Genomic DNA, 10,973 nt, shown 5'->3' on the forward strand with positions numbered 1-10,973 from the left:
TTATCGGCCAGCCCACCCGTAGCGATACTGAAGTTTAGGCGGATCTGCGGGGTCTCGCAAAGTCGCACGTATTCAACACATGTCACATATGCGACCAGTAATGCCGGCGTAATTTGTGCTGTGCAGCGCAAATTCGTCAGTCAGGGTCGTCCTCTTCGGAGTCGAGCGCCATCGCAACAAGCGCCTCAGGACTCAGCGAGTCGATGACATCGTCGCTGACAGCTGCATCGGGTGCCGGGCTTTCGTCCTGGCCGGCCAACAGCAATAACTTGTCCAGCATTCCGCTTCGCCTGAGCTCACGAACGGGAATGGTTCGCAGGACCGACCAGATCTTGTCGTCGTCTGATTCTTCGTGATTGCCACCGGACAGCTGTTCATCAAGGTGCCGGGCCAGCGGCATTGGCGTCGGATAGTCAAAAATGATGGTTCGCGACAGCGCTAAGCCGGTTACGGCACGCAACCGATTGCGCAGTTCCACCCCGGTCATCGACTCAAACCCAAGATCTTGGAAGGCACGTTCCGCGTCGATCTGGTGGCTGTTCGAGTGGCCGGTGGCGATCGCCGCGTGTAGGCACACCAGATCAACCAGTTGACGAAAGCGCTCCTTGGAATCCACACTGTCCAAACGCGGCCGCAGCCCTGACTCGTCGCTGCTATCGGCCTTCCTGCCAGCGCCTTCACCTAGCCAAAACCGCTGCCGCGCGAAGCTATATGTGGGCAGAGTAACCGTCCGGGCGCGCAGACCGGCGAACGCCGCCCGCCAGTCCAGGTCCGCACCGTCGACGTACAACTGGCCCATCGCGGTGAGTAGTGATTCGACTTCCGGACGACCCTTGGCCAGCAACGCAACTGATGTGCCCAGGCCGGCGCTCGGCCCGGTTTCGAGGAATGTCGCGGCGCCCAATGATTCGGCCAAGGCCACGCCGTCGGCGAACCGGACGGGTTTGCGCACATGCTCGACCCAGTAGCTGGCGGTTCCGTATCCCGCCGCAGCCAGCTGCCCAGTCATGTTGGACACCAGGGCAATCCGCGGCTCGTGGGCGACGATACCGCTGATCGTGGCGCCGAACTGCGCCATCATCGGCTCCATCAATGCCGAATGGAATGCATGTGAGACCGCCAACCGGTGCGCCCGACAACCCTGACCCGTCAGCCGATCCGCTACCACGGCTGTCGCGGCCTCCGGGCCCGAAATCACCACCGAATCCGACCCGTTGACCGCGGCGATGCTGACGCCTTCCTCCAGCATCGGCGCCACCTGTGCCGCGCTGGCCGCTACCGCCACCATCACCCCGCCGGGCGGCAGCTGCGCCATCAACCGACCCCGCGCCGACACCAGTCGCGCCGCGTCCGTCAGCGATAGCACCCCGGCCACGTGAGCCGCCGAGATCTCTCCGACCAAATGGCCCATGACGAGATCGGCGACCACGCCGCAGGCCTGCAACAACGCAGCCAACGCGACTTCCAGGGCGAATAGCGCGGGTTGAGCGAATTCGGTGCCCTCGAGCAGCGACGCATCCGCACCCCAGATCACTTCTCGCAACGGAAGGCGAAGGTGTTCGTCCAACGCGTCAGCCACCGTGTCAAAAGCCTTGGCGAACGCGGGGAACCGGCCATAGAGATCCCGTCCCATGCCCAACCACTGCGCCCCCTGTCCCGGGAAGACCAGAACGGTTTTGCCCCCCGAGCCGGCACGTCCGGCAACCAGGGCTCCGGCGTTGTTGATTAGCAGGCTTGTGAGCTGGGGAATTGTGGATTGAGGAGGTCTAGGCGGCGGTTGGCGGTCAAAGCGGTGATCCGGCAGGCTTCGGCGATGTTGTCGGCGCCGTTGAGGCGGTGTAGATTGATGGCGGTGTTGCGTAGCGTTGCTAGGACCTGTGCGCCGTTTCCGGTATGTGCCCTTTGATGGTCTTCGTCGAAGGTGACGTCGCGTATCCAGTGCAGGCTGTTCTCGATTCCCCAGTGTTGACGCATCCAGGTCATGATCGCGGTAGGGCGGGCGTGCTCGAACGGCAGGCTGCAGATGGCATAGACCACCTCCACGCTGCGCTGGTCGGTGGCGGTGATCAAGCGTTCACGAGTGATCCGGATGATTTGTTTTGCGTAGGGGAAGCCGATTCCTCGTGCAGCGGTGATGATTTGCAGGGTGCGGGTCTCGACACGGCCGTGGCCGCGGGAGTCGTCGGTAGCGGCTGCGGGCACCTCGGCCCAGGGCAGCGCGGTGATACGCGCAAGTATTTTGGCTTGGTTGGACTTGACGATCATCAGGTAGTGCGACTTCAAGGTGGCGCAGATCAACTTCGCGGTGACGACCTGGGTATGCATCGCATCCACGGTGACCAGCCACCGCAAGCTACCCGGCAGCAGCGTGAGCAGGGCACGTACGCAGGGAATTTCATTGCTTTTCTCGGCGACAGCGAGTTGACCGAGCACCAATCGGGCACGGTGGGCGAACACCGACACGAGATGCGTGGCTGTCGCTTTGGCGCGTAAAGGCACCACGCAGCATCTTGCCGTCCAACGCGATCGGCACCAATCCACTGGGGTCGCTGCTGGCCACGTGTGCAGTGAAGTAACTGCCCATCCTGGCGTTGAGGTCGGCGGGGTCTAGCCGAGACAAAACAGCGCGGAAGGTCTTCTCACTGGGCCGCCGGAACCGGACCCCTAATTAGGCCAACACATCATCGGGAGCGGTGGCCGCCCATGTGGCAAAAACAGCATAGCCGCGCATCCCCGCGGCAGTGGCCAGAACCGCGATCGCCAACAAAGCCATCAGCGAATACCTCCGACCGCGTGGGTCCCTCGGGTCTGGCACCGAGGCCAACACATCGAGAAACTCCGATCCGATGAGCTCACTGCGCTCACCAGGACTCCAGCGGTCGAACACCTCTGGAACCGACGACACAGGCAATACTGAAACGGTAGGCACGGGCAACTCCAGACCAACGACGAACAGTAACCAACTCGATCGTTCTCCAGATAGCCCGTGCCTACACTCCGGCCCCAATAGCGCGGCACCAAAGATCATCAACCCAGCTCACAAGCCTGCTAATCAACAACGCCGGAGCCCTGGTCCGGCAACCAGGTTGACCCCCGGTTCGCCTGAGGCTAAGGCCGCTAACCCCGCCATGAACCCACCGCGATCACCGCCCACCAGCACCGCCCGATGCTCGAACACGGACCGCGTCGACAGCAGCGACCAGCCGACATCGGCCACATCGATCGAGGGCAGCTCGGCCACCCACGCAGCCAACCGCTGCGCCTGCCCCGCCAACGCCGCCCGAGAACGCGCCGAAACCAGCCACGGCACGGTCGCTTCCGTACCGTCGGGGTCCGCCACGGCCTCTTGCGGGATCGGAGCCTGTTGCACGATCACATGCGCATTGGTGCCGCCCATGCCGAACGACGACACCCCGGCCCGGCGGGGCCCGGCTCCGCGCGGCCAGGGTGTGAGTGTGGTACTGACATGCAGGCCATGGCTTTCCATGTCTGTCCCGGCGCTGTCGCCAACGTAGTTGAGACTGGCCGGTATTGCGCCATTCTCTAGCGAGAGCACCGTCTTGATCAGGCCCGCGGCTCCGGCGGCAGCGCCGGTGTAGCCGATATTGGACTTCACCGAACCCAGCCACACCGGGGTCTCGCGTGTGGCAAAGACCTCGCTCAGCGCCTGGGCCTCTGTGGTGTCGCCGATTCGCGTGCCGGTTCCATGTGCCTCGATGTAGTCGATCTGGTTGGGATCGACGCCGGCGCTGGCCATCGCCCGCCGCATCACGTCGGCTTCCGCGGCGGCCGAGGGAGCTGCCAGTCCACCCGCCGTGCGCCCAGCGCTGCCCACGGCGGCGCCCAGAATTACTGCGCGGATACTGTTTCCGTCCTCGAGCGCGGCGCGCAATGGCTTGAGCAGCACCAGGCCGCCACCCTCGCTGCGCACGTAGCCGTCGGCTCGTGCGTCGAATGCGTAGGTGCGGCCAGAGGCCGACACAGCTCCGAACTCTGTTTCCAGCCGGCCGGTTTCGCTCGCCAAGTTGAGGTGAATGCCGCCCGCGATCGCCATCGTGGCATCACCTGCGCCGCGCAGGTATTCGCGGGCCAGGTGCACCGCGACCAGCGAGGACGATTGGCCACAATCGACGGTCATGCTGGGACCGTGCAGGGCGAAACCGTAGGAAACCCGGTTGGCGATCATCCCCCGACTGGCCCCGGCGAACGAGTAGTGATCGAGCTTGTCCGGGGCCTGGTCCAGCGTCAGCAACGCATAGTCGTCGTTCATTGCCCCGAGGTAGACGGCGATGGGCTCGCCGCGCACGGATTCCGCAACGATGCGGGCGTCTTCGAATAGTTCCCATGCCAGTTCCAGGGCGAGTCGCTGCCGTGGGTCCATCGCCGCCGCCTCGCGCGTTGACACATTGAAAAATTCGGCATCGAAGTCGCCGACATGGTCAATGGGTTTGGCGACTTCGTGCCCCTCAGACACCAGTTCCCAGAACTCACCGGGGTTGGCCGCACCGGGAAACCTGCATGCCACTCCGATGATCGCCACAGCCGATGCGAACTCTTGATCGCCGTCGCCATGCTGCCGGCGCAGACTCGTCGCCCGCGACATAACGCCTACGGTCCTAGTTCCTCGTCCAGGATGGCAAAGAGTTCGCTTTCGCTGGCGGAGCTGATGTCATCATCGTGGCTGTGGTCTTCCCCCCTCGACTGCGGGGATGTCAAGTCGGCCAGCAGGCCGTGGAGCCGATTCGACACCCGTTCCCTGTCTTCGGCAGTCCAGTCGGGCTCGTTGATCATGCTGTCGAGTTCGCGGGCCACCGCATCGAACCGAGCCAGCCGGTTCGGCTGTTCATCGGCGGCAGCGGGTGACAGCGAGCTGAGTTGGGTGCTGAGGTGTTCGGCCAGTGCCGCCGGGGTTGGGTAGTCGAAGATCGACGTGGGCGAAAGTGTCAGTCCGGTCGAGCTTTTGAGGCGGTTCCGTAGCTCCACGGCAGTCAGCGAGTCGAAGCCAAGGTCCTGGAACGGCTTGTTGGCATCGATATCGACGCTGGCGTTCCCGAGAACGGTGGCGGCGTTGGTGCAGATCATGTCGACAAGTTCGCGGCTACGTTGTTCGGGGCTCAGGATGTGCAGGCGGCTGATCAGAGCCGTCATCGAGGCACTGTTGTCGTTGGCGTCGACGACGCGGCGCACCGAGCGAGTGACCAAGTCACGCCAGATCGGGGGAACCTCCGGGTTGGCGCTCAGCGCAGCGACATTGAGCTGGGCAGCCACCACGCCGGGGCGCTCGCCGAGCAGCGCGGCATCCAGCAGGTGCAAGGCATGTTCGGTGCTCAGCGGATCGAGTCCGACCTGCCTCATCCGGGCCAGGTCCCGATCCCCCAGGTGTTGCGTCATGGTGCTGGGTTGTTCCCACAGTCCCCAAGCGATCGAGACAGCGGGTAGGTCCTGGCCGCGCCGGTAGGCGGCGAGACCGTCCAAGAACGCGTTGGCGGCGGCGTAGTTGCCCTGACCCGGGGCCCCTGCGATGCCGGCCAGCGACGAGAACATGACAAATGCCACCAGATCCATGCCGTGGGTCAGTTCATGCAGATTCCAGGCTCCGGCTGCCTTGGCCCGCAGCACCGGCTCCACCCGATCCGGTGTTAAGGAGGCGAGCACCGCGTCGTCGAGCACACCCGCCGCATGGAATATCCCCTTGAGCGGGTAGCGGTCCGGCAGCTGCGCCAGCAGCGCCGCGACCGCATCGCGGTCAGCCACATCGCAGGCGGTCACCGACACCTGGGCGCCGCCCTGCTGCAGTTCGGCAACCAGATCCGCGATTCCCGGCGCCTGCGTTCCAGCCCGGCTGACCAGCACGACGTGGCCCACGCCATAGCGCTGCACCAGATGCCGGGCCACTGCTGCCCCGGCCATCCCGGTGCCGCCGGTGATCAACACGGTCCCTCCGGACAACACCGATTGCGCGGCCGGTCCCTGCGGCAGGGTCAAGACCACCTTTCCGATGTGGCGGGCCTGACTGACGTAGCGGTAGGCCTGCTGTGCCGACCGAACATCAAACAGCTTGAGCGGCGGTGCTTTTAGAATTCCTTCCTGAAGCAGTCCGACGACCTCGGAAAGCATCCGCGCGATCGCGTCCGGGCCCGCCTCCATCAGGTCGAACGCCCGGTAGCTCACCCCCGGGTACTCGTCGGCAACGGCTTGTGGGTCGCGCAGGTCGGTCTTGCCCATCTCGATGAATCGCCCGCCGGAAACCAACAATCGCAGTGACGCGTCGGTGAACTCACCGGCCAGCGAGTTGAGCACCACATCCACCCCGGCGCCGCCGCTGGTCTTGCGGAACTTCTCCTCGAACTCCAGCGAGCGTGAATCACCAATGTGTTCGTCATCAAAGCCCATTGCCCGCAACGTATCCCATTTGCCACAGCTAGCAGTCACGAAAATCTCGGCGCCCCAATATTTTGCCAGCGCCACCGCGGCCATACCGACTCCGCCGGCGCCTGCGTGTATCAGTACCCGCTCGCCGGCTTTGAGACCGGCCAACACCGACAACCCGTAGAACGCTGTGAGGAACACCACCGGTACACCTGCGGCCTGGGCCAACGACCATCCAGCAGGAACCGTCGTCACCAACCGCTCATCCACCACCGCTTCAGAGCCCACGACACCCACCAAACCCATCACCGCATCGCCAACGGCCAGGCCCTCCACTCCGGGGCCAACCTCGACGACCACGCCGGCGCCCTCGGCACCCAACGCCCCACCGCCGGGATACATCCCCAACGCCACCAGCACGTCCCGGAAATTCACCCCGGCCGCACCGACCGCGACCCGCACCTGGCCGGCGGCCAGGTCCACTCGAGGACACGGCTGCACCAGCACATCCTCGAGCGTTCCCCCACCGCCAACGGCCAACCGCCACGGCCCTTCCGGCAGTTCCAGCCCTGATCCGGAATCGATGAATCTCAACCGGGCCCCATGTACGACACCGGAGCGCACCACCAATTGCGGCTCCCCACAAGCGACGGCATCGGCAATGTCCACCGAATCATCGGTGTCCACCAGTACCACGCGCCCCGGATGCTCCGCCTGCGCCGAGCGCGTCAGACCCCACACCGCCGCGCCCGCCAAATCGGTAACACCTTCGCCGGCCAGGCCCACCGCGCCCCGGGTCAGCACAACCAGAACACCGGGATCATCGCCTGCCAACCACGACTGCAGCTTCGCCAGCGCCTCGTTCACCCGCTGGCCGACCGCGACGTCACCGTCGGCAGAGCCGGACTCCCACAACACCACATCCCGAGCCGAGTCGCTCGCGCTGAGTTCCGGTGATGTCGGAGACCACGCAACCTCGAGCAGCCGGCCGCTGATGGTGCCTCCGGCCGCAATCACGGCCGCCGACAACGCCTCACCAGAAACGGCGCGAACTACCAACTGTTTGACCGATAGCACCGGCAGTCCGCGCGGGTCGGCCAGCTCCACCGACACCGACCCCGCATCCGCCGGGGTGATGCGTACCCGCAGCCGCGCCGCCCCCGCCGCATGCAGCGACACCCCCTGCCAGGAGAACGGCAGCATCAATTGATCGGTCGCGGTGGCGAACCCCCAGGCATGCAGGGCGGCATCCAGGACCGCCGGATGGATCCCGAAGCCCTGCACCGTCGCATCCTCGGGAGCGACCACCTCCGCATAGATTTCGCGCCCCCGCCGCCACACCGAGCGCAACCCGCGAAATGCCGGTCCGTAGCCATAACCACGGGCAGCGAATCGGTCGTAGACGTCACTCACATCCACAGCGGATGCGCCCACCGGCGGCCACACCGACAGGTCGACACCATGGCCGACGCCGCTGGCGCGCAGCACGCCTTCGGCATGCAGCACCCACGAATCGCCATCCGCAGTCGACGAAAACACCGACACGGTCCGCCGGCCCGATTCATCGGCGCCGCCGACGACCAACTGCATCCGCACCGTGCCGGTCTGCGGCAGCGCCAGCGGTGCCAGCAAGGTCAACTCCTGTACCAGCGGGCAGCCGACCTCATCGCCCGCCCGCAGCGCCAGCTCCACGAATCCGGCGCCCGGAAACAGCACCACCCCGTCCACCGTGTGATCGCGTAGCCACGGGTGCAGTTCTGGTGACAACACGCCAGTCAGCACCAGTCCCCCCACATCGGGACGCTCCACCACCGCCCCCAGTAGCGGGTGACCGACACCTGTCAGACCAGCGCCGGTGAGCTTGGTCTGGTCAACGCCCAGCTCCTTGAGCCAGTAGCGACGCCGCACAAAGCCATAGGTGGGTAGGTCCGTGCGCTGTGCGCCCAAGCCCGCAAACGCCTCACGCCAGTCCAAAGCTCGACCATCGGCGAACAATTGACCTAGCCCGAGGAGCAGCGCGTCGTTCTCGGGGCGGTCCTTGATCAGCAGCGGGACCGCTGGCGTCTCACGAGTCAACGACTGCTCGACCAACGCCGTCAAGCCGCCGCTAGGCCCCACCTCGACGAAGGCGGCGGCTCCCAATGACTCGGCCAACGCCACACTGTCTGCGAAGCGCACCGGCTTGCGTACATGCTCTACCCAGTACGCTGCCGATCCGTAGCCTGCCTCGGCCAGCTGGCCTGTAACGTTGGATACCAGGCTGATCCGCGGCTGGCTCGCCGAGACACCCTTCAACACCTCGGCGAAGTCCGGCAGCATCGGGTCCATCAACTCCGAGTGAAACGCGTGCGAGACGGCCAGCCGATGCGTCCGTCGTCCCAGTGCCGCAATCCGATCCACCACCTCGCCGACGGCGCCTTCCGGGCCTGAAATCACCACCGAGTCAGGCCCATTGACCGCCGCCACCGCAACCCCGGACCCCAGCAGCGGCGTCACCTCCTGTTCGGACGCGGCAACCGCGACCATTGCCCCACCCGCCGCTAGCCCAGCCATCAGCCGGCCCCTGGCCGCCACCAGCCGTGCCGCATCGGGTAGGGACAGGACACCCGCAACATGGGCCGCCGAGATCTCGCCAACCGAATGCCCGAGCACTAGATCGGGCACGACTCCCAGCTGTGACAGCAAGGCAGCGAGCGCGACCTCCACCGCGAACAGCGCAGGCTGCGCGAACTCTGTACTTTCCAGCAACCCCTCATCGGTGCCCCACATGACCTGCCGTAGCGGTAGCCGCAGGTGCGCATCCAACTCCGCCGCGACCGCGTCGAATGCCGTGCGGAACGCCGAAAACCGCTCATACAGAACGCGTCCCATGCCCAGGTATTGGGCGCCTTGGCCGGGGAACACGAACACCGTCTTGCCGGTCGATCGCGCGCGGCCCACCACGGCGCCCGCGCCGTGCTCGCCGGCGACCACACCGGCAAGCCCGTCCATCAACTGCGTGCGGTCGGTGCCCACCACCACCGCCCGATGCTCGAACAGCGAGCGGGTTGCGGCCAGCGACCAGCCCACATCCACCGGGTCGAGATCTGGATGCTCTTCGGCCCAGGACAGCAACCGTTGCGCTTGGTTCGCCAACGCCGGTGCTGAACGCGCCGACAACACCCACGGCACGGTTGGGGCGCCGCGATCAGGCTCGGCGAGATCGTGTTCGGCGGTGGGGGCTTGTTCGAGGATCACATGCGCATTGGTTCCGCTGATCCCGAAGGAGGAAACCCCCGCGCGCCTGGGGCGCCCCAGATCCGGCCACGGCCGTGACTCGGTCAGCAGTGAAACCGCCCCCGCCGACCAATCCACCTGCGGCGTCGGCACATCCACGTGCAGCGTCTGGGGCAGCACACCATGCTGCATCGCCAACACCATCTTGATCAGCCCGGCCACGCCCGCCGCCGCGGAGGTGTGCCCGATATTGGATTTGATCGAGCCCAGCCACAGGGGCTCGGTGCGGTCCTGTCCATAGGTGGCCAAAATCGCCTGGGCCTCAATCGGATCCCCCAGAACGGTTCCGGTGCCGTGGCCTTCGACCACGTCCACGTCGGCCACCCCCAGCCGAGCGCTGGCCAGCGCCGCCCTAATCACCCGTTGCTGTGACGGCCCATTCGGTGCTGTCAAACCGTTGGAGGCGCCGTCCTGATTGACCGCCGAGCCCCGCACGACTGCCAGCACCGGGTGACCCAACCGCTGTGCGTCGGCCAGTCGCTCCACCACCAGCACCCCGGCCCCCTCCGACCAGGTGGTGCCGTCGGCGGCACCCGCATACGCCTTACACAACCCGTCGGCGGCCAGCGCTCGCTGCCGGCTGAACTCCACAAATGCCGCGGGGGTCGCCATCACTGTCACCCCGCCGACCAGCGCGAGATCGCACTCTCGCGAACGCAATGACTGCGCCGCCAGATGCAGCGCCACCAAGGACGAGGAACACGCGGTATCCACCGACACCGCCAGCCCCTCCAACCCCAGCACATACGCCACCCGGCCCGAGGCGACACTCAATGTCGAACCGGTGAGCCCGTATCCTTCCAGCTCACCTTTGACTTCGCCGCCATAACCGGCGTGAATCACTCCCACGAATACCCCGGTCGCGGAGCCACGCAACGTGGTCGGATCAATCCCGCTGCGCTCCAAAGCCTCCCACGAGACTTCCAGCATCAGCCGCTGCTGCGGATCCATCGCCAAGGCCTCGTTGGGACCAACGCCGAAAAAGCCGGCGTCGAAGTCTCCGGCATCCGCCAGGAATCCGCCCCGCCGTGTGTAGGTCTTGCCACGCGCGTCCGGGTCCGGATCGAACATTGCGTCGATATCCCAGCCCCGATCGGAGGGAAACTCCGAGACGGCATCGCGGCCTTGGGTCAGCATCTCCCACAACGATTCCGGAGAATCCGCTCCCCCGGGATACCGGCAGCCCATGCCAACCAGCGCCACCGGCTCGGAGAGCTTGTCCTCCAACTCCGCGACCCGCCGGCGGGTGCGCCGCAGATCCGCGGTCAGGCGTTTGAGGTAATCAACATGCTTGGTGGTTTCCGTCAAGATTGCTCCTCGTAGAGGCT

1 protein-coding gene and 3 pseudogenes are annotated in these 10,973 nt (G+C 65.7%); all 4 read right to left on the reverse strand.

Annotated features, from left to right (window positions below; genetic code table 11):
* Positions 1 to 136 precede the first annotated feature (136 nt).
* Positions 137 to 1,741 (reverse strand): annotated as a pseudogene (locus CKW46_RS17395) (acyltransferase domain-containing protein); the annotation flags it as partial.
* A pseudogene (locus CKW46_RS17400) lies at positions 1,726 to 2,929 on the reverse strand (ISAs1-like element IS2404/ISMul1 family transposase). The pseudogenes CKW46_RS17395 and CKW46_RS17400, both read right to left, overlap by 16 nt.
* A 144-nt stretch (positions 2,930 to 3,073) precedes the next feature.
* Positions 3,074 to 4,603: pseudogene (locus CKW46_RS17405) on the reverse strand (beta-ketoacyl synthase N-terminal-like domain-containing protein); the annotation flags it as partial.
* Positions 4,604 to 4,608: 5 nt separating this feature from the next.
* Positions 4,609 to 10,953, reverse strand: a complete 6,345-nt coding sequence (locus CKW46_RS17410) for a type I polyketide synthase (RefSeq protein ID WP_482052194.1) — start codon at positions 10,951 to 10,953, stop codon at positions 4,609 to 4,611.
* Positions 10,954 to 10,973: the final 20 nt, after the last annotated feature.

It is taken from the genome of Mycobacterium liflandii, assembly GCF_022354805.1.
GTDB classification, from domain to species: Bacteria; Actinomycetota; Actinomycetes; order Mycobacteriales; family Mycobacteriaceae; genus Mycobacterium; species Mycobacterium marinum.